Annotated in this window: 20 protein-coding genes and 1 other RNA gene; 13 read left to right on the top strand and 8 right to left on the bottom strand. The window is 41.5% G+C overall.

The genetic code is table 11. The annotated features are described in order from the left end of the window. Nucleotides 1-136: 136 nt before the first annotated feature. Nucleotides 137-724, top strand: coding sequence for an oligoribonuclease (gene orn / locus SJY28_RS13105; RefSeq protein WP_057760984.1), 588 nt, complete (start codon nucleotides 137-139; stop codon nucleotides 722-724). 119 nt (nucleotides 725-843) lie between these two features. Here the strand turns inward: orn and SJY28_RS13100 are convergent, their stop codons facing one another. Both SJY28_RS13100 and SJY28_RS13095 read right to left on the bottom strand, forming a co-directional pair. Next, nucleotides 844-1728, bottom strand: a complete 885-nt coding sequence (locus SJY28_RS13100; protein WP_379544813.1) for a UDP-2,3-diacylglucosamine diphosphatase — start codon at nucleotides 1726-1728, stop codon at nucleotides 844-846. 123 nt (nucleotides 1729-1851) lie between these two features. Further along, nucleotides 1852-2367: a peptidylprolyl isomerase gene (locus SJY28_RS13095; protein WP_057760980.1), complete on the bottom strand. Its 516-nt coding sequence runs from the start codon at nucleotides 2365-2367 to the stop codon at nucleotides 1852-1854. Nucleotides 2368-2679: 312 nt separating this feature from the next. Between SJY28_RS13095 and SJY28_RS13090 the strand changes: the two genes are divergently transcribed. The 5 genes from SJY28_RS13090 to SJY28_RS13070 all read left to right on the top strand — a co-directional run bounded on the left by SJY28_RS13090 (nucleotide 2680) and on the right by SJY28_RS13070 (nucleotide 8525). Next, nucleotides 2680-4419: a glutamine--tRNA ligase/YqeY domain fusion protein gene (locus SJY28_RS13090; protein WP_379544812.1), complete on the top strand. Its 1740-nt coding sequence runs from the start codon at nucleotides 2680-2682 to the stop codon at nucleotides 4417-4419. A gap of 163 nt (nucleotides 4420-4582) precedes the next feature. Then, on the top strand, nucleotides 4583-5326 hold the full coding sequence (locus SJY28_RS13085; RefSeq protein ID WP_379544811.1) for a phospholipase D family protein: 744 nt from the start codon (nucleotides 4583-4585) through the stop codon (nucleotides 5324-5326). Nucleotides 5327-5570: 244 nt separating this feature from the next. Next, nucleotides 5571-6209 carry a peroxiredoxin gene (locus SJY28_RS13080; protein WP_057760978.1) on the top strand — a complete coding sequence of 213 codons (639 nt, stop codon included), beginning with the start codon at nucleotides 5571-5573 and terminating at the stop codon, nucleotides 6207-6209. Nucleotides 6210-6428: 219 nt separating this feature from the next. Then, nucleotides 6429-7100 carry a glutathione S-transferase family protein gene (locus tag SJY28_RS13075; protein ID WP_379544809.1) on the top strand — a complete coding sequence of 224 codons (672 nt, stop codon included), beginning with the start codon at nucleotides 6429-6431 and terminating at the stop codon, nucleotides 7098-7100. 474 nt (nucleotides 7101-7574) lie between these two features. After that, entirely contained in the window at nucleotides 7575-8525 is a 951-nt protein-coding gene (locus tag SJY28_RS13070) for an META domain-containing protein (protein WP_379544808.1), read from the top strand. A gap of 160 nt (nucleotides 8526-8685) precedes the next feature. Here SJY28_RS13070 and ruvC read toward each other — a convergent pair whose 3' ends face one another. Next, nucleotides 8686-9270 carry a crossover junction endodeoxyribonuclease RuvC gene (ruvC, locus tag SJY28_RS13065; protein ID WP_379544807.1) on the bottom strand — a complete coding sequence of 195 codons (585 nt, stop codon included), beginning with the start codon at nucleotides 9268-9270 and terminating at the stop codon, nucleotides 8686-8688. Nucleotides 9271-9529: 259 nt separating this feature from the next. Between ruvC and SJY28_RS13060 the strand changes: the two genes are divergently transcribed. Next, entirely contained in the window at nucleotides 9530-10162 is a 633-nt protein-coding gene (locus SJY28_RS13060) for an FxsA family protein (RefSeq protein ID WP_379544806.1), read from the top strand. 106 nt (nucleotides 10163-10268) lie between these two features. On the opposite strand, the gene ssrS is transcribed toward SJY28_RS13060, so the two are convergent. Next, nucleotides 10269-10464: non-coding RNA, 6S RNA (ssrS, locus tag SJY28_RS13055), on the bottom strand. Nucleotides 10465-10711: 247 nt separating this feature from the next. On the opposite strand from ssrS, the gene gpmI reads away from it, so the two are divergent. Together gpmI and SJY28_RS13045 are read left to right on the top strand one after the other, a co-directional pair. After that, nucleotides 10712-12370 (top strand): 2,3-bisphosphoglycerate-independent phosphoglycerate mutase, encoded by a 1659-nt coding sequence (gene gpmI / locus SJY28_RS13050; protein ID WP_379544805.1) that lies wholly within the window; start codon nucleotides 10712-10714, stop codon nucleotides 12368-12370. 234 nt (nucleotides 12371-12604) lie between these two features. Beyond that, nucleotides 12605-14074, top strand: a complete 1470-nt coding sequence (locus tag SJY28_RS13045; RefSeq protein ID WP_379544804.1) for a S41 family peptidase — start codon at nucleotides 12605-12607, stop codon at nucleotides 14072-14074. 74 nt (nucleotides 14075-14148) lie between these two features. Here the strand turns inward: SJY28_RS13045 and SJY28_RS13040 are convergent, their stop codons facing one another. The 3 genes from SJY28_RS13040 to SJY28_RS13030 form a co-directional block, all read right to left on the bottom strand. Next, nucleotides 14149-15876, bottom strand: a complete 1728-nt coding sequence (locus tag SJY28_RS13040) for a sigma 54-interacting transcriptional regulator (protein ID WP_379544803.1) — start codon at nucleotides 15874-15876, stop codon at nucleotides 14149-14151. A 166-nt stretch (nucleotides 15877-16042) separates the two neighbouring features. Beyond that, nucleotides 16043-17800 (bottom strand): sensor histidine kinase, encoded by a 1758-nt coding sequence (locus SJY28_RS13035; RefSeq protein ID WP_379544802.1) that lies wholly within the window; start codon nucleotides 17798-17800, stop codon nucleotides 16043-16045. A gap of 34 nt (nucleotides 17801-17834) precedes the next feature. Next, the gene (locus SJY28_RS13030) at nucleotides 17835-18470 is read right to left on the bottom strand and encodes a response regulator (protein WP_379544800.1); all 636 of its coding nucleotides are present in this window, start codon (nucleotides 18468-18470) and stop codon (nucleotides 17835-17837) included. Between the two features lie 392 nt (nucleotides 18471-18862). On the opposite strand from SJY28_RS13030, the gene SJY28_RS13025 reads away from it, so the two are divergent. Continuing rightward, nucleotides 18863-19945: a serine hydrolase gene (locus SJY28_RS13025; RefSeq protein WP_057760963.1), complete on the top strand. Its 1083-nt coding sequence runs from the start codon at nucleotides 18863-18865 to the stop codon at nucleotides 19943-19945. 87 nt (nucleotides 19946-20032) lie between these two features. After that, the gene (locus SJY28_RS13020) at nucleotides 20033-20701 is read left to right on the top strand and encodes a thiamine phosphate synthase (protein WP_379544798.1); all 669 of its coding nucleotides are present in this window, start codon (nucleotides 20033-20035) and stop codon (nucleotides 20699-20701) included. A 65-nt stretch (nucleotides 20702-20766) separates the two neighbouring features. On the opposite strand, the gene SJY28_RS13015 is transcribed toward SJY28_RS13020, so the two are convergent. Next, nucleotides 20767-21096, bottom strand: a complete 330-nt coding sequence (locus SJY28_RS13015) for a TraR/DksA family transcriptional regulator (protein ID WP_379544796.1) — start codon at nucleotides 21094-21096, stop codon at nucleotides 20767-20769. Between the two features lie 505 nt (nucleotides 21097-21601). Between SJY28_RS13015 and SJY28_RS13010 the strand changes: the two genes are divergently transcribed. Both SJY28_RS13010 and SJY28_RS13005 read left to right on the top strand, forming a co-directional pair. Continuing rightward, nucleotides 21602-22816 (top strand): phosphoglycerate kinase, encoded by a 1215-nt coding sequence (locus tag SJY28_RS13010; protein ID WP_379544795.1) that lies wholly within the window; start codon nucleotides 21602-21604, stop codon nucleotides 22814-22816. A gap of 257 nt (nucleotides 22817-23073) precedes the next feature. Further along, nucleotides 23074-23460, top strand: a complete 387-nt coding sequence (locus tag SJY28_RS13005; protein WP_379544793.1) for a hypothetical protein — start codon at nucleotides 23074-23076, stop codon at nucleotides 23458-23460. Nucleotides 23461-23691 lie beyond the last annotated feature (231 nt).

The raw sequence follows: 23691 nt of genomic DNA, 5'->3' as shown, positions 1-23691 counted from the left end.
ATATTTTGGCTGCTTGCTAGATTTTTTGAATCAATCAGTGCATTACAAAGCTGTCTGAATATGAGTATTCAACCGCAATACGTTTTTTAAATTATCTTTAAAACTGTCCCAAAATTTAATGACCATAGGATATTGTATGACTACCGGTGACCATCCCAACAAGATTAAAATCAAAAATCAAGGCAAAAAAGGGCTGGTGTGGATTGATTTAGAAATGACCGGACTTGATACCTTAAACGATGAGATTATCGAGATTGCTACTGTCGTTACTGACGAAGATTTGAATGTACTTGCTGAAGGGCCTGTGTTTGCTATCAAGGTATCAGATCAAGTCTTAAACAAAATGGATGACTGGAATACTAAGCAGCATGGTCAGTCAGGATTGGTCGATCGTGTACGTCGTAGTACGGTGACATTGGCAGAAGCCGAAGCGGAGACCATCAAGTTCCTAAACAAATGGGTCGATAGTGGTAAGTCGCCAATGTGTGGTAATTCTATCTGCCAAGATCGTCGATTTATGGCGCGCCAAATGCCAGAGCTTGAGCGATTCTTCCATTATCGCAATCTTGACGTATCATCAATTAAAGAGCTTTGTTTCCGCTGGCGTCCTGATATCTTAAAGAACTTCGAAAAAGGTGGCAGTCATTTAGCCCTAGATGATATTCGTGACTCTATCCGTGAGCTAAAGCACTACCGTCAGCATTTCTTTAAGCTAATACCTTAAGTAGATAGCAAGCGATAAGCTATTTAAAAGTGTAGTCAAAGAATTGTAGTAAAAAAACAAAAGGGTCTGTTGATATTTCAACAGACCCTTTTGTTTTTTAGATAGGTTCAATGATCAAGTCAAACAAGCATTGTAAACTCAAACAATTCAAACTTAGCATCATTACTGCTTAAATCATTACTACTAAAACCGTCATTTGAATGCTCGTCGCCTGTCACTGCACCAATCACGGCGCTAACTTTCGGCTGGCGAGTGTCTTTATCTAACAATCGCCAGTCGCCTAAGACATAACGTTTCTTATCAGCAGTCGCCTGATGAATGTCTGGACGATGAGTATGACCGTGCAATAAGGCATCGCTATCAGTGATTGCCTGACGAACTGCCACATCATTCACATCCATGATATGCGCAGCTTTGTTCGCATTATTCTGCTGGCTTCGTTGACGCATATTATCTGCGATGGCTAAGCGTTTTTCTAATGACTTATTGAGCAGATACCACTGGGTTAAACGGTTGCGCATAACTCTACGAAAGAACTGATATTTTTTATCATCAGTACAGAGTGCGTCACCGTGCTCTAAGCGATAATTCTGCTGACCAACAGGCAAAGTATAGGGTTCGTTGATAAGCTCTCCACCGAACAGATTACAAAACGGCTGACCCAATAAAAAATCACGGTTACCGTGCATGACCAATATCTCACAGCCATTGATACGTAGCTGTTTTAGCTTTGCAATCAATAGGGTGAGCCAATGCGCTATCTGCTCGTCTTCTGACCTTTTCTCTTCTAATAGGGATAAATACGTATCATCACCTAGCCACACCTCAAACCAATCACCTAGTATAAAGAGGCGTTTGAGCGCTGACAGGGCGAGACAGTCATCTAATAGCGCCAAAAAAGCCTGCACTAAGGCAGGCTCCTGAGGCGATAAATGCAAATCGCTAATCAATACTTGCCGCACTTGATGAGGGCGGGTCGTGATTAAGTGATTAAAACTTTGCATTTATCTTTGTCCTCGTGACTTATCGTATAGCGAGCATGATTTAATAAATTCTATTAAAAAATGCTCGCTCATTCACAGCTATCGCTAAGTAAATATTACTGAATAGCTGCTATTAAATAACTACTACTGAGTAATGATGGTTGCTGAGTTGATAACAACTGGCTCTTTTGGCACATCAGCATGCATGCCGAAACGACCAGTTGGTACGCTACGCATTTTTTCGATAACGTCCATACCGCTTGTTACTTTACCGAATACGGTGTAACCCCAACCTTGCATGTTTTTGCCAGAGTGGTTTAGGAAGTCGTTGTCTTTTACGTTGATGAAGAACTGGCTAGTCGCTGAATGCGGATCTTGGGTACGCGCCATTGCGATAGTACCTTTGTCATTTTTCAGGCCGTTGTCCGCTTCGTTTTCGATAGGCGCGTTGGTTGGTTTTTCATTCATCTCAGCGTCCATTCCGCCGCCTTGAATCATAAAACCATCAATGATGCGATGGAAAATTGTACCGTCATACTGACCAGATTTTACGTAGTTTAAAAAGTTTTCTACGGTTTTTGGTGCTTTTTCTTCGTTGAGTTCGATAACGATCGCACCCATATTGGTTTCAAGTTCTACTACTGGTGGCATGTCTACCATGGGATATTCCTTTTTGATTGCAGCGCCTTAAATAGCACTATTGTGAGTGGTGGTTAAAAAGTTACGGGTAGTCTAACGGCTTTTTTATCCCGTGTCATGTATCAGGCTGTTAATGCGTTTGCGAAACCTGATAGAATAACGCAACTTTACCCATTTTTGACAAATTTTGATAATGCGGTCGCACTATCTAAGTTTTAATATTCTCGCTTTATTTTAATATTCTCGTTTTATTTTAACACTTTAGTTTAAACGTTTCGTGATGCGTGATGGCACGCACCATGAACTGACAATTTGCGTTAGGAGCAATGCCCGATGAGTGATCACTCAAGCAACAATGCACAAAAAGACGAAGCAAAAAACGATTTTATTCGTAATATCATTCGTGACGATGTCAATGCGCAAAAATACCAGCAAATTGTAACGCGCTTTCCGCCTGAGCCAAATGGATACCTGCATTTAGGCCATGTAAAATCTATCTGCTTAAACTTTGGTGTGGCCAAAGAGTTTGGCGGTGTGTGTAACCTGCGTTTTGATGACACCAACCCAACTGCCGAAAAGCAAGATTACATCGACAATATTAAAAACGATGTGCAGTGGTTAGGTTTTGAGTGGGCAGGAGAGGCACATCATGCCTCAGGTTATTTTGATCAACTGCATGCATGGGCAATCCAATTGATTGAGCAAGGCGACGCTTATGTTGATTTGCAAACCCCTGAGCAAATCAAAGAAAACCGTGGTTCATTCAATGAAGCGGGAACGCCTTCACCATATCGTGATGCCAGTGTTGAAGAAAATCTAGCGCTGTTCAACTATATGAAAGACGGTAAATACGCTGAAGGAAAGGCTATTTTGCGTGCCAAGATTGATATGGCCAGCCCAAATATGAACCTGCGTGATCCTGTTATCTATCGCGTGATGCATCAAGCGCATCATCAGACTGGTGATAAATGGTGCATCTATCCGATGTATGACTTTGCTCATCCACTCTCGGATGCGTTAGAAGGAATTACCCATTCATTATGCACGCTTGAGTTTGAAGATCATCGTCCATTTTATGATTGGGTTATTGCAAAAATCGGCTTTGACGTACCGCCGCATCAGTACGAGTTTAGCCGCTTAAACGTTGACCATACATTGACCAGTAAGCGTAAGCTGAAGCAACTAGTAGATGAAGGTATCGTCAGTGGTTGGAATGATCCCCGTATGCCGACTGTCGCTGGCATGCGTCGCCGTGGTTATACGCCAGAGGGCTTGCGTGATTTTTGTGAGCGTGTGGGTGTAACAAAAGCGGATAGTGTGGTTGATTTCCGTTTGCTAGAGTTTAGCGTTCGTCAATCGTTAGAGACGACTACTGGTCGCGGTATGGCGGTACTAAAGCCATTAAAAGTGACCATCACTAACTTTAGCGAGGCGGTAAGCAGTTGGGAGTCGCAAAAAGCCGATAGCGTTAATGCACGTTTTGACGATGCGACTCAGACGCTTTGGTTGACTCAGCCGAACCATCCTAACGTCGATATGGGTGAGCGTGAGATTCCATTCACCGAAACGCTATACATTGACCAAGGTGATTACGAGATTGAGCCGCCAGCAGGCTATAAGCGTCTCTCTCCAGAAAAGCCAGAGATTCGTCTGCGTAACACCTACGTACTAGCCGTCACTGAACATATCACTGATGAAAATGGTAATGTCGTTGAGCTAAAAGCGACGATTGATTCTGCTACTTTGGGCAACAACCCTGAAGGGCGCAAGGTCAAAGGCGTGATTCATTGGGTATCAGCCAGTCAAGGTGTGCCAGCGACCGTACGTATGTACGAGCAGCTATTCAGTGCTGAGGATCCAAGTGGCGTCGCTGATGTTCATCAAGCGCTAAACCCGAACTCGCTTACTGAGCTAAATGCAGTGGTTGAGCCATCTTTGGTCAATGCAGATGCTGGCACGCGCTTCCAGTTTGAGCGTGAAGGTTACTTCATCTCTGATAGTGAAGATCACAGCACGGATAAGCCAGTATTTAACCAAATCGTTAGCTTGCGTGATAGCTATAAGCCAGCCTAATTTAGGTTAGCTTAGTATTTAAAAGTATCCTTATCCAAATAGATATTTTGAAATAATACTGAACAATAGTAGTTTGCAAGTTAGCCCATTTCTAGTACGCTAGGAATGGGCTTTTTTATGTGCAGTTATAAAGTTAAGCATAGTAAGATTTGAGGAAATAAGAATGGCAAAGTTTCTAAACAGCAGTGGTACAACGTATCATTTAGAAGAGTTGATTAAAAACGCTTCTGACAGGTTGATTATTATTAGCCCATACTTGAAGCTTAATGAACGTATCAAAGAATTATTAGAAGACCGCAACCGTCTCAAGATCGACATTCGCATTGTTTATGGCAAGAATGATTTACATCCTGAAGAAATAAACTGGCTAAAAAACCTGACCTTTATTCGTACTAGCTTTTGCAAAAACTTACATGCGAAATGCTACCTGAATGAAAATGAATGCATTATTACCAGTTTAAATCTTTATGAGTTTAGCCAAGTTAATAACAATGAGATGGGCGTACTGATTTATCGTAATGATGATGCCAAACTTTATGCCGACACCTATGAGGAAGCGCAGCGCATCATTCGTATCAGTGATGAAGTGAGAATGTCTCTTGAAAAAGTGACCGAAACTGAAAGTAAGTCTGAGCCTAGTCCCAAAACAATAAGCGCTACTACCAACACAACTGTCAATGCTACGACAGAAACCACACCTAATTACTCTAAACTGACTACTGCCAAGCTTGCTAAAGAGTTGGGCTTTAAAACTCAAGAGTTGAATGAAAAGTTACTTGCAGCGGGTTACCTACAATCGCAAGATGGTGAGCTAGTATTGACTGATGCTGGACGCGCAGCTGGTGGTACCAGTAAAAAGGGTAAGTTTGGCGAGTTTTGCTTATGGGATGCAGGTATGGTGGTTTAATTATTTATCAAAGCTGCTTGTCCATAAAAATTCATTAAAAAATTTGTCCATCAGCTTAGAGGTAAATGGAATAACCGCATTACAATCCGTCACAAGACATTCATAACCAGTTTGTTAAGATAAAGTCAGTTTTTACGGATGTGCTTTATGTTATATTTGATAGCTGAGCACGTCAATGATAATAATAGAACGCGAGGCCGACGTGTCGATATAAGCGTTCATTCACATAGCTAAGGAATCAAGCATGGCACATTTACGTTTAGGTGATACCGCACCAAATTTTGACGCTACAACCACAGAAGGTGACATCAATTTTCACGAGTGGGCAGGTGATCATTGGGTCGTTTTCTTCTCGCATCCAGCAGATTTTACGCCAGTATGTACCACTGAGCTTGGTCGTGCCGCTGCATTAAATGGCGAGTTCCAAAAGCGCAATGTAAAGCCGATTTGTATTTCTGTTGATAGTCTAGAAGATCACAAAGCGTGGGCGAGCGATATCGGTGAGACTCAAGGCACAGATATGAACTTCCCAATCATCGCTGATCCTAATAAAGAAGTCGCTGAACTATATGACATGATGCATCCTAATGCCGACAGCACTCATACAGTACGTAGTGTCTTTATCATTGATCCAAGCAAAAAAGTTCGTTTAACACTGACATATCCTGCTAGCTGTGGCCGTAACTTTGATGAAATTATCCGCGTAATCGACGCACTACAGTTGTCGGATGAGTATAACATTGCGACACCTGTAGACTGGAAAGATGGTGATGACGTAATCATTCCGCCAAGCGTGAAAAACGAAGATATCGCTGCAAAATATCCAAAAGGTCACAAAGAGATTAAGCCGTATCTACGCACCACACCTGCACCAAACAAATAATTATACTGATGTGTAAATGTAATTAAATAAAGCCCCATGACTCAAGGTTATGGGGCTTTTATTATTTCTACTTTATGATTAATAACACTTTGCCATGATGGCCAGATTAGGCTATAACTGTGGTATAGCGTATCAATATTTGTGCTTATCAGTACAATAACCATAATAAAGCGTATCAGCGTCAAATCGCTGTCCAATCATTCTTACAAGGAGTTTGCTATGAAAAAACTATATATTACCCGTACAGCGCCCAATCCGCGTAAAGCGCTTATCTTATTGGCTTCAAAAGGTATCGATGTCGATGATATGGATGATGTTGATGTGATTGATATTGATTTTGCGGCAAATGAGCAAATGTCAGAAGCCTTTACGCAAATGAATCCGATGCAGACCGTACCTGTTTTGACCTTAGATGATGGTACTGTATTGAATGATTCGCAGGCAGTTTGTGAGTATCTGGATCGTGTTTACGGTGAGCGTTCGGTCATGGGTAATGATGTGGTACAGCGTGCGCAAGTTTGCTCTATGCGCCGTGTTGCAGAGTTTGAAGTGATGTACAACTTGATGCTCGCGTTTCAGCACAGTCATCCATCTAAAGCACAACGTGTTGAGCAAGTGCCCGAGTTCGTCGCACCATCGATTGCTCGTGCTGTTAAAGCCATGGCTTACTTTGAGACGATATTAGAAGGTCGCGAATACCTAGTAGGCGAGCAATTAAGTTTTGCGGATATCGTGCTATATCTCAGCTTAGATTTTGGTAAAGTATTAAAAATTAATCCTAATGAACAAGGCGAAAACCTGGCTCGTTTTTATCAAAAGATGAATGAACGTTTCAGTATTAAAAATATGGCTAAAGCCAAACCTCCAGTGTGGATGACTAAAAGGTTCTAGGGCGTGTCCTCAATTCAATCGATAGTTATCTAAATGGGTTAAAAATGGCTAAATCTTGCCAAATGGCGTCAAATAGCTGACTAATATCTCGATATTATCTGCGCTATTTTCCTTGTTTGACTGCGATTTATCTCATTTTTATCACCATTTTTAAAATGAGGACACGCCGTAGAAAAATAGTTTAAATCATGAAACTTATCTATTAACCTATTTGGTAAATTGATCGCTATAAAGCAAAACAGCTAACCTCAATCGTTAGCTGTTTTTTTATGAAATATAATAAAAATCAACATTTCGTTACATAGGTTAATAGAGCCAAGGTTATAGTGGTTAATCTAGCTTAGTTATATCAATTATGTTTTTAAAACGTTCATTTAAGAGGATGCTTTTAAATTATTACTTCTTTTGAATAGGTTTTCAAAACATAGATGGTACGCGAGATAAGTTGTACAAGCTTACTAAGAGGTATGTAATATGGTAGGTAGCCGAAATAAGCCAACGTTAAAATTACTGCTATTACCCAGTATGATGGCAGTTAGTCTGATGCTAAGTGCGTGTCAAAAAGAAGCGGTGTCTAGTGAAAATGATACATTAGAGGGTGCTGAAGCTGGTGAGATGACAGACTTAGCCGTAAGTGAAGGTCTGGTATCTAGTATGAGCCCTACATCAGACGAATCAGAACCTGTTGAATTAACTGTTCAAGACAAGCTGACGACTACCTTATCTCATCATCGTTGGACGTTAGTAAATGCAGTCGACGCCAATGAACAACCTATGGCTGAATTTGCGAATATCAACAGTCAGGTAACGCTTGCCTTCAACCAGTATCAAGGGCAAGACACGCTAAGCTATAGCGTAGGCTGTAATACGATTAGTGCTGGCTATCAGTTAAAAGGGCATACCTTAACTACTGAAGAGGGTATGAGTACGAAGATGTCTTGTGGCGAGCTAGATGTGGCTGAAAACACCTTGAATACATTGATGCAGGGCAGTAGTGAGTTCAAAATTGATCAAGGCGATAATCCAGTATTAACCCAGTTTACCGACGATGATGTAACTCTGGTTTGGAATGGTAGGCTTACTGCACAAGCGAAATATAACAGTAAGGGTGAAACAGTATTTTGGGCAGTAAACTCCGAAACTGTACCTTGCGAAGCAAGTAACTCTGAGCAGTGTCTACAAGTTAAACCTATCACCTACAATGATCAAGGTATTAAAACTCACGAAGGACAGTGGCGAGTATTCGTTGGTGAGATCGATGGCTATCAGCATGACAGCAAACACGAAGAAGTATTACGCTTACAACGCTATCCGCTAAACATCGATGAATTATCAGAGACTAATGAGCCAACTAAAGATGATACTGCTGATGAAAAGTATGCTTATATATTAGATGCTGTCATTGAAAGTGCAGTTGTAGAGTAGCCTATTATAGTTTGAGCTTTGAAATGCTCATAGTTATAAAAAACACGCGTCTAGTAGCGCGTGTTTTTTATGGGGTGTCTAATTTGCTGTTTATCTATTTTGACGCTTTTCTGCTTCAACACCTCGCTATCTTAATGCCTCACTATTTTAACGCTGATCTTTAACGTAAGTTACCTAAATCTTCTTCGGTCAAGCGCCAACGGCCTTTCTTTTTAGAAGCACCTCGACCACGCATGGTGCTGTTCAGTATCAGCTTGTTCATTGAATGGCTTGAGTGAGCATGACAGATGGCGCAGGCAAGTCCATCGGCAGCATCTTGTTGCGGTACAACTTCTAACGCTAATATCCGGCACACCATCTCCTGTACTTGCTCTTTGGCTGCCGCTCCATAACCACAAACGGCTTGTTTGATTTGTCGAGCCGTATATTCTGACACTTCTAAATCTAGTGCAACCATTGCTGCAATCGCTGCACCTCTTGCTTGCCCAAGCTTAAGTGCAGAATCAGGGTTTTCCGCCATAAATACTTGCTCAATCGCTGTATAGATAGGCTCGTCAGCATATTTTAAATGATGTTGTGTGATACGCGTTAATCCATTAAAGATACGTTTGAGGCGTTCAGGCATCTCTTTGGTATCTGTGCGAATCGTTCCTGCATCGATATAGGTCAGCTTGTCACCTGTCTGCTGTACTATCCCATAACCAGTCATGCGTGACCCTGGGTCAATCCCTATAATAATTGCCATAATATTCCGTCTTACTTACCTGTCATTTTATATTCAGTCCTATAGAAATCGGATACGGAGTCAGACTCGCTTAGCCTACTGCTAGTAGCACTGACGTTTGTCTTCCTTGTATCCAAATTATATTGTACCGACTATATAGCTTAAAAATTAGCCTTAAGTTTGATAGTATAGCAACCAATCCCCATATACATCATATGTTAGCCATTTTAATTTTCATGGCGCTCAATTTATTGGTTTTTATTTTATAGGACGACACTTTATGGGTCAGATAGTTGGTATAGCCATCGTTTGGTTTATTATCGAGATGCTACTATGGTATTTGCTTGCTCAGTTTATGAGCGGCTGGTGGGTGTTTATGTGGTTTATTATCGCCGCGGTTATCGGTATCTCCTTGATGCGCAAAGGTATGGCTGCTCTTAATCCAATGGCACAGCAAATGAAAGCTGGTGGCATGATGAACCCTGCGATGCGTCCGCCAGAGACCACGATGATTAAGAGTATCGCGATGGCAGCTGCAGGTATTTTATTGCTTATTCCTGGGGTGCTTAGTGATTTGATGGCGCTGTTGGTAGTATTGCCACCTGTGCAGAAAAAGCTAAAAGACTTGGCCAATAATTACGTCATGAATAATCAGCAAAAAATGATGGAAATGATGGCCAAGCAGATGGGCGGTCAAATGGGTGGTGGTCAAAATCCATTTGGCGGTGCTGGTGGCATGGGTGGGCAAAACCCGTTCGGTGGCGCAGGTGGCATGAATGGTCAAAATCCATTTGGTCAACAGCAGCAAAACCCATTTGGTGATGTGTTTAAACAGCATACTACGGTTGATGGTACTGCCAAAAAAATCCCTAAAGATGTCAAGAAAATTACCAAGTCTGCTAATGACGAATAACCATTCAGTTAAATCATAAGCATAAAAAAAGCCCCTTTCATCAATGACGAAAGGGGCTTTTTAGTGGTAGTAAATAAATTATAAGAAATATACTTACTAACCGAATGAAACAACCGAAGTGCCGCTGTAAGATGGTGACCCATGAACCGTGAAGTTCAGGGCGGATGCGTCATCATCTCTGCAGGTTTCCTGATACACCGCAAGCGGTGCAGGCATACACAATGAGACAATAGGTACCACATCCTGGTAAAGCATTATCGGCTCAGGGAATAAACATCTACTAGCCAACACTTCAGAATAGTTTTATCTTAACCAATGAAAAGAGTGATTGCAAGTCTGAATTACAGATTGATACGTAGCTTGGTTAATTGGCCGCATTTATATTGTCTTGCATAGAAAAATCATCGCAAGATAACCCTATAAAATTATTCATAAACTCACGAAAAATGCTCAGTTTTTCAGCTATTTCAAGATGTGTGTTAATATAGAGGGCTTTATATTCCCTTACACAGCATTATAGGCGTTCATTCACTCGAGGAGCGGTAATATATGACCAGTACCCAACAAGCATCAGACTCTATTGATAATAACAAAACACAGCTTAGCAATAACCAAGACGGTGCACAGAATAAAAAAATACCGCATGTCTTGATGATATTGGACGGCTTTGGTCATCGTGAAGAAGATAAAGATAACGCCATCGCTGCCGCTAATATGCCAAATCTAGACAAGATTTATCAGCAATATCCTCATGGCCTGATTTCTGCCTCAGGGGAAGATGTTGGTTTACCTGATGGTCAGTTTGGTAATTCAGAAGTCGGTCACATGAACTTAGGCGCAGGGCGTGTTCTTTATCAGGACTCAACACGTATCTCAAGTGAACTTGCCAATCGTGAATTTTATAAAAACGAAGCATTGGTTGATGCGGTCAAAGCCGCCAATGAACGTGGCGGTAATGTCCATATTATGGGCTTGCTTTCTGATGGCGGCGTTCACTCTCATCAAGACCATATCGAAGGTATGTGTCACTCAGCATTGGTCCATGGTGCCAAAAATGTCTTTATTCATTGCTTTTTAGATGGCCGTGATACCCCGCCTAAATCTGCTGATAAGTACATCAATCGTCTGCGTGATTATATCAATAAGTTGAATGCTCATTACGAAGGTGGCCGCGTACAGATTGCAAGTATCATCGGCCGCTACTATGCAATGGATCGCGACAATCGTTGGGATCGCGTACAAAAAGCCTATGAGCTGATTACTGAAGGCAAAGCTGATCGTCTATCGACACGGGCAGATGGCGCTGTTCAAGCTGCTTATAAAGCGCGTGAGACCGATGAGTTTGTTAGTCCAACGACCGTAATTGGACGTGATGAAGTGCCATATACTGTCAATGATAACGACGCACTTATTTTTATGAATTTCCGTGCTGACCGCGCTCGTGAGCTTGCCCAAGCATTTGTCTTGCCAGATCATGAGTTTTCTGGATTTGCGCGTCAAAAACAACCAAAACTAGCGGCATTCGTGATGCTAACTAAGTATTCAGATGTCCTAGCTGACAATCCAAAAACCAGCATTGCTTACTACCCAACGTCTTTGGCCAATACATTGGGAGAGTACTTGCAGGATCAAGGAAAAACTCAACTACGTATCGCTGAAACTGAAAAATATGCGCATGTGACATTTTTCTTTAGTGGTGGCCGCGAAGAAGAGTATCAGGGTGAAACTCGTATATTAGTGCCATCTCCAGACGTTGCGACTTATGATTTACAGCCTGAGATGAGTGCGCCTGAAGTCACTGATAAATTAGTAGAGGCAATTGAGTCTGGTAAGTATGATGTATTGGTGGTCAATTATGCCAATGGTGATATGGTTGGACACACAGGTATCTTTGATGCAGCGGTAAAAGCGGTAGAAGCTTTGGATGTATGTGTTGGCCGTATCGAGTCAGCAGTGCGAGCAGCTGGTGGTGATATGCTTATCACAGCCGATCATGGTAACTGTGAGCAGATGCAAGACTATGAAAGTGGTCAAGTACATACACAGCATACGACAGAGCATGTACCATTAATTTACGTAGGTGAGCAAAAGTTGCAAGTACGCCGTGGCGGTAAACTTAGTGATGTGGCACCGACTATTTTATCATTGATGAACGTTGACGCCCCTGCTGAGATGACAGGTGAGAGCTTATTGGTTCCAGCAGTCTAAGCCAGTCGAGTTAAACCACAGTACTTGAATGACTGTGGTTTATATCAATTCGTTAGCTGTATTAGAAGATATCAAAAAGGAAAGGATAACCTATTATCCTTTCCTTTTTTTGTGATACATTTTACTTAATTTACTTGCAATACTATGCTAGTTCGAAATATGCGTTTGGTGCTATCTTATAAATCGCTATATAACGATAAATTCGTATTCTCTATTATTCAAATGAGTTCTTTTATGCAGCCTATTTCTTTTGCACGTTCTTTTTTATTCAAAGGGTTAAGTAAATCAGTAGAGAAGGCATCCGTCGCGTCCAAGGTTTTGCAGCCTGCAATTTTAATAGGTGTGCTTGGTTGTGCGATTAGCGTAAATGCACAAGCAGCAGTGGGAGCTTCTACAAATAATGATAATCCTACAAATGGTCTACAGCTCATCAGTTTGAATGCAGATGAGATAGCGGATGAAAACGACGCTGATAATTTATCTAACATTGCTGATATGTTAGATGTCGCCGATGAGCCAGATGACTCGATAGATAGTGTGCCAGATGAAAGCGCGCTAACGGATGATGCCGATGATATTGATACGGAGATTCCAGCAGAAGTTGCACAAGTATCGCTAAATGCTATCTCTCCTGAGACGCTAAAAACATTTGTGGCTGTGGTGGATTTAGTACGTCGTCAATACATTGATGCGGTCAATGATGAAGAGCTATTTAGCAATGCGATGAGCGGTATGCTGACCAAACTTGACAGCCATGCTGAGTTTTTGGACGCAGAAGCTTATGAGAACCTGCGTGCTTTTACTGAGGGTGACGTCGGTGATATTGGTATTAAGGTTAATTACCAGCCAGAGGCGGGGTATTGGGTCGTGACAGAGGTTATCGATGATTCACCTGCAGACAAAAAAGGCATCGCAGTTGGTGATTATTTGCATCAGGTTGATGAGTTTAAGCTAGACGAAGGGCGACAGGTTAATGACGTTGAGCAGCTTTTGACAGGTATTGCTGGTACGCAGGTAGATATTATTACTTCCAAAGCTGGCCGCCGTAAGCACACAACGACGTTGCAGCGTAATAATAGTCATCCGCAGATTATCGAGACCAAACTGGTTGATGGTATTGCCATTGTCAAATTACCGGCGTTTCAAAACAACAGCCGTGAAAAATTACTAGAAGGTTTAATTAACCTAAATGCTCCGATATCAGGAATTTTGCTAGATATGCGTGATAATCCAGGTGGCGTACTGACATCAGCAGTGAGCGTGGCCAGTTTATTTATGGATGATACCGATGTAGTGCAGGTGCAAGCACGTCAGAATAAATCACGGGTACTATCGACCCAAGGTGATGCGATACTTAAACCTTTGCCATTAGTGGTATTACAAAACCGCTATTCAGCATCAGCGGCAGAGGTACTTGCCAGTAGTTTACAAGCACAAAAACGCGCTACTATTATCGGTGAAGTTAGCTATGGCAAAGGCTCAGTACAATCAGTCATACCGTTAAACGATGAGCAAGCCGTCAAATTGACTGTGGCCAATTATATGACGGCAGCAGGCAAACAAATAGATGAGATCGGCGTAGAGCCTGATGTGACTTTATCAGGCAGCGAGAACACGTGGGAGGAGCAAGCATTAGAATTAGTAAAGGCACGCGCGCTTGTTTCTGGCATTCGCTTCGTTAGAAAAAATGCTACGAAAGAATAGATTTTCGTAGCAATTAATTAACAGCACATACCATTCAACGCTTAAAAATATTTGAAGATGACGTTTAAAGGAAATTAGTCAGATGCATCTTCAGAAATTTCGAGCTTTTTCATACGGTAGCGTAAAGAACGAAAGGTTGTTCCTAATAATTCAGCTGCTTGGGTTTTGTTCCAGCCAGTTTGTTTGAGTGCCGTGATAATCAGCTGCTTTTCTTGTTCCTGCAAATAATGTTCTAACCCTTGAGGCGGTAATTGACCGTCAAACAACTCTTGTAAACCTGATATGTCTTTAGAAGTTTCTTGAGCGCTTTCTTGTTGGGCGGTGGAAGCAAGGAGTGATTCTTCGTCATAAGTATTTGCTACGTTGGTTGACGAACTGTTATTACTAGCTGACGAATGCTGCACCATTGAGGGGTAGTGGTTGGTATTAGTACGATAGGGATGTAAATTGGTCGCCCTTTGTTCAACTGGCGTCGTTGTATTGCGATTAGATTGAATGACTTGCTCATCGTCCTTTGTTGATTGGACTGTAGATTGAACGTCTATTTGATTTTCTACGTCACGAGCAGGTGGCTCAGAGCTATCGATAGCTGAGCTATGATTTTGCTCTTGTGTATTTACAAGCTCAGGTTCAATGTCAGGAAGACCTAAATGACTAACGTCTATGTATGAAGTTTCAGCTAACGTAACTGCACGCTCCAACAAGTTGCGTAGTTCACGGACATTACCCGCAAAATCGTGGCGTTGTAAGCGTTCGCAGGCTTCCATCGTCAATGACGGCGGCGACTCTAATTGCCAGTCATCAGCAATCATCGCCAAAAAGTGGTCTGCTAATACAGGAATATCATCACGGCGTGCATTAAGTGTTGGAAGCTTTAGCTCAATGACATTGATGCGATAATATAAATCTTGTCGAAATGCACCATCTTGTACCAATTGGCTCAGGTCTTTGTGAGTGGCAGACAAAATGCGGATGTCTACTGGCACTTCTTTTGTATCACCGATTGCCCTTACTGTTTTTTCTTGAATGGCACGTAACAATTTAACTTGCATGGCTAAAGGTAAATCCGCTACTTCATCTAAAAATAGCGTGCCACCATTGGCTTGTTGGAATAAGCCTTGTTTATCAGCGACAGCCCCTGTAAAGCTGCCTTTTTTATGACCAAAAAACTCCGACTCCATTAACTCCGATGGTATCGCACCGCAGTTCACTGGTACAAAGCTACCATCACGACGTGGACTTAAATCATGGATCAATCTGGCGACCACTTCTTTACCTGTGCCAGAAGCGCCCGATAAAAACACAGGTGCCTGTGAGCGTGCTAGCTTTAAAATAGTATTTTTGAGGGGATGCATGACAGCAGAATTACCGATCAATCTACTATCTAGCATTTTTTGTTCAGGAGAGCACTCTGGTGCGGCCTGTACTTCGTTATCTTGATGAATAACTTTTAGGGCATTCTCTACCAGTTGGCGCAAACGTGGTAGTTCTAGCGGTTTATTGACAAAATCGAAGGCACCAAGCTTTAATGCCTCAATAGCCAAATCCATGCTGCCATGAGCCGTAATCACCGCTATTGGAATATTAGAGCTATTGCTAATTTCTTTTACCAGCTCAAGTCCCGAGCCATCTGGCAGTTTTAAATCCGTTAGACAGAAATCGTAGTCATTGTCTTGCCAAAATGTTCTTGCTTGCGACAATGTATAAGCCACATCACTTTTGATACCCATTTTAGTTAGGGTAATTTGCATCAATCGACATAAATCTACTTCATCATCGACGACTAGCGCGGTTGTTGTCATACATCATCTCATCGTATTTTATGGCTATAAAATCAATAGCTGGGTCTAAATGGGTGTAATAGTTTTATACAGAGTTGGAACTTAACTCACTGATACTATAATCTCATTTCAAATATTATATTTTGCAAAAATTAATGCGAAATCACATAGCTTTTGAAGGATAAATCTAGGTAAGATTTTCTTCGATAGTTTGAAATTTATTATCAGATTTAATAGAAGGTACAATTAACCGAAAACATGTTTTCTCATGTTCAGGAATGTAGAGTAAACGCGCTTGATTTGCTTCACAAAATGCTTGTGATAAATAGAGCCCCAGTCCTGTACCAGCTTTATCTGTTGTAAAAAACGGATCGAACAAAAGTTCTAAATTTCCAGCACTAACACCATTACCATTATCTAATATATCGATTATAACATCGTTGTCTGCGCAGTAAATGTCGATTTCCACATAAGCGTGGGGATGAGCATAGCTGCTATAACGCAGGCCATTGTTGATTAGGTTGATTAATATCTGCTCTAACTGATGAGTATCAAATGATATGATGGGTTTGGTTTTTATTCGTAGAAAAATGTCGTGTCCTTGAAAGTAATTCTCCAAAAACGATGGCATCCATTCAGCCAATTCGAGCACCTGCTGAGTAGCCGTCTGCTGACGAGACAGCTTTAAAATATCCTCAATGATACGGTTTACACGCTTTGTCTGTGAAAATATCATCTCATAAAGCTCATGGTTGCCGGTTATGGCAGCATTCGATTCACTTGTTAATGCACTGTCATCTTCCATTTGTTCTGCAACATCTTCCATTAATAGCTGACTGGCTTGCGATATCGCTGCTAATGGGTTTCTGATTTCATGAGCAATACTGGCAGTCAATTGCCCTAAGGAAGCCAGTTTCAGTTGTTGAGCACTGGCTTGCTCACGGCGTAAGTCTTCTAATATGACAAGCTTACTATCGTCTTTTAGTGGAATAATTTGTACACGTAATTTGCCAAATATTGAGGCATTTGCCACAGCTGGCACATCGTAGGTAAAAGCGCGTGACTGCCCAGATGCTACCGACAAGCAGGCATTAAACAACTGTGAATGCTGCTTATTGAGTTGCTGCTCAAAATTAGAGAGAAGTGCTTTGTTTTGAGTCTCTTTCACATCTTCAAAGGTATTCTGCACTGTGGCAGGTGTGATAAGTGATAGACTCAGCAACTGATGTGCGGCAAGATTTGCTAAGACAATATGTTGCTTATCGATAACGATAACACCATTCACCATCTGCGTGATAACCTCTTGATTGATCACGTTTAGTCGCTCGACTTCCTTAGCATGGTTTGCCGCGACCTTTTCAAGCTGTACTAATCGCTGAGAGATAGACCAACTCAAACCGCCCACTGCCAAAAAACTCGCTGACATCAGTAGTGCATCACCTAGATTAGCTAGACTCATGCTATTAGCAATAGCGTAAAAAAATTGCTGATAAATAACGAGAATGATGGCAAGTAAAGTAATAACCAATGCTTGTGAGCCATGTAGTAGCATAAAGCTAGCTGCGACGACCACCATGTATAGCATGGTTAACTGCAAATCAGGGTTACCTGTCGTGTAGAGCAGCAGACTTAATATAATAACGTCTAAGGCCAGTCCGAATGCCAGTTGGCGGCGCATATGTTTTCTAACGACATAAAACAATCCAAGCAGTATCAAGCTTAAAAGTACATAGAAGCTTAGAGTCGTTTGTTGTAAAAAACTCGGTAAAGAAGCGCCATCACCAGTACGAGCAGAGATGTATAGCATGAGCATAGAGAACAGGCTAACGACGAAGCGATAGCTGCTATAGATCAGCCCCAACTTACGCAACATCGACAGAGGAAGCGTATCATCATGATGTACATAATGAGTAATGACAGAGCTAGAATTGGTAGCAGAGTTCATAAACTGGCCGTAATAGAATAAACGCTAAAATGGTTTATGGTTGAATCAGACCATGACGAATGGCCAAATGAGTCAATTTAACATCACTATCAACCCCAACTTTTTCATAAATACGGTAGCGATACGTATTAATGGTCTTGACACTAACAAACAATTGATCAGCTATTTGCTGAGGGCTTTGACAATTAACAACCATCATGGCCACTTGTTTTTCTCTGTCACTTAATAAGTCAAAAGGTGAGTTTGCATTATCAGATAATAAAACATCCGCTAACTGTTCAGCGACGTCTTGACTGAAGTAACGACCTCCTTGATAAATCTTTTTGACCGCACGTATCATTTCATCAAGCGGCGTGCCTTTGGTAATGTAACCATTCACACCTGCTTTGATCAGCATTGAGGGATAGGGCTGTGCAGACATACTACTGACCGCCAAAATCTTGATACCCATGTTGAGTTGTATCAGACGTTTGGTTGCTTCAAGCCCGCCAATATTCGGCATGTTAACGTCTAGTAAAATCACATCAGGATGTAATTGTTTGGCTTGTTTAATAGCCATATCACCGCTGTCTGCTTCACCTACCACTTCAATATCGGGGCTGTCTGACAACATACGGCTAATACCCATCCGTACCAAATCATGATCATCTACCACTAATACTTTAATCATAACCATACTCTTTATTGATTGTCAGAATGAACGCTTTATTAGGTTCAAATAGTATAAAAAATGAATATATGTCAACCGTTATTGTCATCTTTGTATATTCAAAAATCGCTAATTAATATAACAAAATACGAGTAATCATAACATTCGAAGTTAAGTTATATTGCTACAGTGTGAATTGATGTTTCTAGAATATAAATTGGTTGTAGTAAAGTTTGAACGAAGCCAAAAAAAACTACTAAATCAGTTTGATAGATTAAACTTAAATGTAAACCATGATACACTAAAAATACAAAAGCTCTATGTGAGTACTTACAAACACATCTATAAACGCTACGTACGTTTTTGGCGTCAGACAATATGTAACTGGCGTAATAGCGACAGCAGGAGGCATAATGAAGCAACTACCATTAACCAAACAGCAATTGATCGCTGCTATGATTTCATTGAGTTTGGGCAGTGTTGCACAAGCCGCACTTACAATTAATGGTAGCACTGACACTGCCTCTAGTGCACGCCTGAGTTGGGGCGGCGCTGATAGCTTGTCTGAAGCCCGCAACATTATGTACAAGTCTAATGGCTCTGCTATTAAGAAAGTCGATAATGGCTATGGTACTACCAATATTACAAATACTAATAGTTTTGCGAGTAGTAATAACACCAATAGTGCCCGCTACAATACAACTTATCGTGGGGCTTTCGGTAGCAGTGATATGATTCCGATTAGCACCGATTCACGTAGTGTTGCGGTGATTGATGCTGAAACAGGCGAATCTATCTATGAAAAAGATGCTGATATCGCGCGCCCAATGGCTAGTATTACTAAGGTTATGACGGCTATGGTCGTGTTGGATGCTGGCCTTGATATGCGTGAAGAAATCACGCTTGATCCAGAAGATTTCGTTGGTCCAAAGCGTGCAAGCTCACGTTTGAAATCAGGTGATCGTTTAAACCGTGCTGAGATGCTATTGATGGCGTTAATGAAGTCTGAAAATCCAGCAGCGAAGAGTCTGGCACGTAACTACCCAGGTGGCTATGATGCCTTTATGCGTGCGATGAATCGTAAAGCGCAAGACTTAGGTATGAATACGGCGTTTTTTGGTGATCCAACTGGACTTGATAAGCGCAACGTAGCTTCGTCAAAAGATTTGGTCAAGATGGTACGTGCTGCTGGCAACTATGATGTGATTCGTCGTTTTTCTACCACTAAGAGCTATGACTTTTTTGTCTCAAATTATTCAAGTGGTAACCGTACCTATAAAGCCAGTAATACCAGTACGTTGGTTCGTGACGGTAGCTATCCAATCGGTATCTCTAAGACAGGCTTTATCAACGAAGCCGGACGTTGCGTGGTGATGGAAACTCGGGTCAACAATCGCCCTGCGATTATTGTTATTTTAGGAGCAAACAGCTCAGCAACACGTTGGGGTGATGCTAAAAATATCTTAAATAGTTTGGCTACACGCCGTACAGTGTAAGTTTGCTATTCTAAATATATAAAAAAGCTGTTATATCGTATAACGGCTTTTTTATTGTGTTGAATTTAAGAATTAAGGATAAACGCTATGAGTCGTTCATCATTTTCCTCAGTTATGCCTAAGCTATATTTGTTGACCAACGATGATGAATTTGAGCTGTTATATCAAAAGCTAGAGGCAGCCTTGTCGACAGGATTAATTGCGCTATTACAAATTCGTCGTAAGCAAGTTCTTAGTCTACCTGATGGAGCTTTAAAGTTTTTTGATGAGGCGCAAAAAATCGTTGAGTTAGCTAAAACGTATAGCGTGCCAGTTGTAATTAATGATGACGTGAAGTTGGCCGAAAAGCTTGGCGTTGGGGTACACCTTGGTCAAACAGACGGCAGTATCGGTGATGCTCTACAGTCTCTATCACCGCATCAAATCATCGGTCGTACCTGCCATGGTGATGTAGCGCTGATTAAAGAAGCAAAAAATGACGGCGCAAGTTATGCTGCGATGGGTGCTGTATTTACTTCTACAACTAAGCCAAATGCTAATGTCATTTCGCGTCAGCAGCTTGTGGAAGGGTGTCAGCAAGGCATACCAATCTGTGTAATAGGCGGGCTAACCGCAGAAAATGTCTCAGAGCTGGTAGATTTGCCCATTGCGCTTGTAGCAGTAGTCGGGGATATCATGGACTTGCCAGTAGCAAACATAGCGCAGCGTTGTCATGAATGGCAGCAGGCATTTTCTAAATGGAAAATACCTACTTGAAGTACTCTTCTTAGAGAGGTTTTGGAGTAGCAATAGTCTTACAATAGAATATTAATATGACAGCGCTACTCAGCGTGTTCCATACATAAGGTGGCATAGGGTAGCGCTTCTAAGCGTTGCTCTTCGATTGACTCGCCGCAAACTTCGCACTCGCCATAAGTACCATTTTCAATTCGACTCAATGCATTTTCGACATAGATTAAGCTTTGACGTGCCTCGCTCATCAAATTTTTGCGCATGTCGTTTTGACGATAGGATATAGCCTGATCTTCCCAATGTTCATTGAGATCATCTTGTGGATTTTGAATGTGATCTTCTATCTTATCAATTCGAGATTCGTACTCATCTTTTAATTTTAATAGGTTTTGTTTCGCAGTGTGTAAGTTAATGCTCATTATTTTCTCCTAATGGATTATTTTTATTGTCAATGTTTCTATCATAAAGAGCTTGACTGCTGAGTACCACCACGAAATGTTACGGTTTATTGACTATGCTTAAAGCTAGCAACGGCAATTGTTGTCATCGAATAATGGTCTGAGAATATAGACTAAATATTTTAAACATGCTGAAATTTGTGACAGGTTGCTTGTGAGACTGCGCTAGAAAACTGGTAGAATACACCGCCGCTAAATTCTGCTTACTTCATCGACCTATTAGAGTGGTTTGATAAGTGTAAGAGCCAAGCGTTAAAAAACATTAAAAAGTGATAAAGCTGATAGTGACTATATAGCACGGGTATAAAATAGCTTGGCTATATGGCAGGCGAGCGAGAGTGCTACAAAATAGTGGATTGATCGAGCTTAGCACTGAATCTGATTTATATAGAGCGGACTATAATAGTCATATCAGTAACGACAGTAATCGCAAATTAACAGATATATTGATGCATAGGAGCAGGTGATGAATTTTTTGCGTATGAGTGAGTTGAACTTAACGGATAAAGTGGTCTTAATCCGAGAAGATTTAAATGTGCCTATTAAAGACGGTAAGGTCGCGAGCGATGCGCGCTTGCAAGCCAGTCTTCCTACCATCAAAATGGCGCTCGAAAAAGGCGCTGCGGTAATTGTTTGCTCACATTTAGGCCGCCCAACAGAAGGCAGTCCTGAAGCTGTATATTCATTGGCACCAGTTGCTGACTATTTGACGGACAAATTAAGCTCGCAATTATCGACACCTGTACGTCTTAATAGTGATTACCTTACCCAAGGTGCCAATGTAAAATCTGGTGAAGTGGTTCTATTAGAAAATGTACGCTTTAATGACGGTGAAAAGAAAAACGATGCCACGCTAGCGAAAAAGTATGCTGATTTATGCGATGTGTTTGTGATGGATGCTTTTGGTACAGCGCACCGTGCACAGGCATCAACAGAAGGCGTTACGCAAGCGATGCGTCAAGCAGACAAAACTGTGTGTGCAGGGCCATTGTTAGCCGCTGAACTTGATGCTTTGAGCCTAGCGCTTGAAACGCCAGCACAGCCAATGCTTGCTATCGTTGGTGGGTCAAAAGTGTCTACCAAATTAGAAGTGCTACACAGCTTGGCTGAAGTTTGCACACAGATTATCGTTGGTGGCGGTATTGCCAATACTTTCTTAGCAGCACAAGGTCACAGTGTTGGCGCCTCATTGTACGAAGCAGACTTGCTAGATACTGCACGTGACATTATGACCAAGACTGAAATTCTACTGCCTGAATACGTCGTCGTCGCTGATAAAAACGACATCGATTTCGCTGACTTTACTGGTTCATTGCAAAAAGCCACCGCAACGATCAAATCAGTTGATGCGATCGGTGACAATGACATGATATTGGACATCGCACCAGAAAGCGCAAAGCAGCTTGCCGATGCCATTATCAATGCAAAAACTATCTTATGGAATGGTCCAGTGGGTGTCTTCGAAGTTAATGCTTTCGGGCAAGGCACACAGATATTAGCTACTGCTGTAAGAGACAGTGATGGTTTCTCTATCGCGGGCGGCGGTGATACGTTAGCGGCCATCGATAAATATCAGGTTGCTGACGGTGTGAGTTATATGTCAACGGGTGGCGGTGCGTTTTTAGAGTTTGTTGAAGGTAAAGTACTTCCAGCAGTCGCTGCACTGCAAATAGATACCTAACTAATTAACGATACTCTGTAGCTTAGTAACATTAGACGTACAACTAACTTTAAATAACTAAGGTAGTCTGTAAAAATAATATTTTGGCTGTTGATTTGCTTGTTTTTATTGACATAAGTAAGTGCAATAGTCATCGATTATTATTAAGCAGTAATTATTTATTTATATACTGAAAATTATTATTGCATGTCTGATTCGCACTCTATAAAATAGCGCGACCATGTATTTTGACATGCATTATTTACGAGAGGTTTATTATGTTAAAACGTCATTTATTACTTGCTAGCGTACTTGCTGGTACCTTTGCAATCACTGCATGTAGCCAACAAACAGAAGAAAACACAGAAGCTGCTGTTGAATCTGCTGGCGATGATGCTGCTGCAAACGCTGATGCTGCTGCCGCTGAAACAGACGCTGCTGCTGCTGAAGCTGAAGCTGCTGCTCAAGACGCTGGTGCTGAAGTTGCTGAAGGCGCTGACACTGCTGGTGCAGCTGCGACAGACGCTCTAGAAAACACTGGCGATGCTATTGCTGAAAGTACTAACACAGCGGTTGAAAATACTGCTGAAGCTGTTGCTGATGGCGCTAACGCTGTCGCTGATGGCGCAAATGATGTTGCAGTTGATGCAGAGCAACAGTACTAAGCTACGCGATAACTAAGCACTATAATGACTGATTTACTGGGATTATATCGATTGATAGATAATCATCGGTAAATAACTCTTAAAAAGGGTCATTGCTTTATAAGCCTCAAAATACTAGAAAAGCCTTGGTGATTGCCAAGGCTTTTTGCGTTGTATGACATCATAACAGTTTATAAAGTGACAGTTTATAAAATTAAACTGATATCAAGAGACGGTATAGACTGACAAATA

The sequence above is a fragment of the Psychrobacter sp. R86515 genome (genome assembly GCF_042466315.1).
Lineage (GTDB): Bacteria > Pseudomonadota > Gammaproteobacteria > Pseudomonadales > Moraxellaceae > Psychrobacter.
The sequence above is the reverse complement of the archived record's forward strand: the minus strand, read 5'-3'. Positions and strand labels throughout refer to the sequence as shown.

Excerpts from the sequence above, each read along its gene's own strand:
- orn (WP_057760984.1), top strand. The coding sequence starts at position 137 with ATGACTACCGGTGACCATCCCAACAAGATTAAAATCAAAAATCAAGGC.
- SJY28_RS13100 (WP_379544813.1), bottom strand. The coding sequence starts at position 1,728 with ATGCAAAGTTTTAATCACTTAATCACGACCCGCCCTCATCAAGTGCGG.
- SJY28_RS13095 (WP_057760980.1), bottom strand. The coding sequence starts at position 2,367 with ATGGTAGACATGCCACCAGTAGTAGAACTTGAAACCAATATGGGTGCG.
- SJY28_RS13090 (WP_379544812.1), top strand. The coding sequence starts at position 2,680 with ATGAGTGATCACTCAAGCAACAATGCACAAAAAGACGAAGCAAAAAAC.
- SJY28_RS13085 (WP_379544811.1), top strand. The coding sequence starts at position 4,583 with ATGGCAAAGTTTCTAAACAGCAGTGGTACAACGTATCATTTAGAAGAG.
- SJY28_RS13080 (WP_057760978.1), top strand. The coding sequence starts at position 5,571 with ATGGCACATTTACGTTTAGGTGATACCGCACCAAATTTTGACGCTACA.
- SJY28_RS13075 (WP_379544809.1), top strand. The coding sequence starts at position 6,429 with ATGAAAAAACTATATATTACCCGTACAGCGCCCAATCCGCGTAAAGCG.
- SJY28_RS13070 (WP_379544808.1), top strand. The coding sequence starts at position 7,575 with ATGGTAGGTAGCCGAAATAAGCCAACGTTAAAATTACTGCTATTACCC.
- ruvC (WP_379544807.1), bottom strand. The coding sequence starts at position 9,270 with ATGGCAATTATTATAGGGATTGACCCAGGGTCACGCATGACTGGTTAT.
- SJY28_RS13060 (WP_379544806.1), top strand. The coding sequence starts at position 9,530 with ATGGGTCAGATAGTTGGTATAGCCATCGTTTGGTTTATTATCGAGATG.
- gpmI (WP_379544805.1), top strand. The coding sequence starts at position 10,712 with ATGACCAGTACCCAACAAGCATCAGACTCTATTGATAATAACAAAACA.
- SJY28_RS13045 (WP_379544804.1), top strand. The coding sequence starts at position 12,605 with ATGCAGCCTATTTCTTTTGCACGTTCTTTTTTATTCAAAGGGTTAAGT.
- SJY28_RS13040 (WP_379544803.1), bottom strand. The coding sequence starts at position 15,876 with ATGACAACAACCGCGCTAGTCGTCGATGATGAAGTAGATTTATGTCGA.
- SJY28_RS13035 (WP_379544802.1), bottom strand. The coding sequence starts at position 17,800 with ATGAACTCTGCTACCAATTCTAGCTCTGTCATTACTCATTATGTACAT.
- SJY28_RS13030 (WP_379544800.1), bottom strand. The coding sequence starts at position 18,470 with ATGATTAAAGTATTAGTGGTAGATGATCATGATTTGGTACGGATGGGT.
- SJY28_RS13025 (WP_057760963.1), top strand. The coding sequence starts at position 18,863 with ATGAAGCAACTACCATTAACCAAACAGCAATTGATCGCTGCTATGATT.
- SJY28_RS13020 (WP_379544798.1), top strand. The coding sequence starts at position 20,033 with ATGAGTCGTTCATCATTTTCCTCAGTTATGCCTAAGCTATATTTGTTG.
- SJY28_RS13015 (WP_379544796.1), bottom strand. The coding sequence starts at position 21,096 with ATGAGCATTAACTTACACACTGCGAAACAAAACCTATTAAAATTAAAA.
- SJY28_RS13010 (WP_379544795.1), top strand. The coding sequence starts at position 21,602 with ATGAATTTTTTGCGTATGAGTGAGTTGAACTTAACGGATAAAGTGGTC.
- SJY28_RS13005 (WP_379544793.1), top strand. The coding sequence starts at position 23,074 with ATGTTAAAACGTCATTTATTACTTGCTAGCGTACTTGCTGGTACCTTT.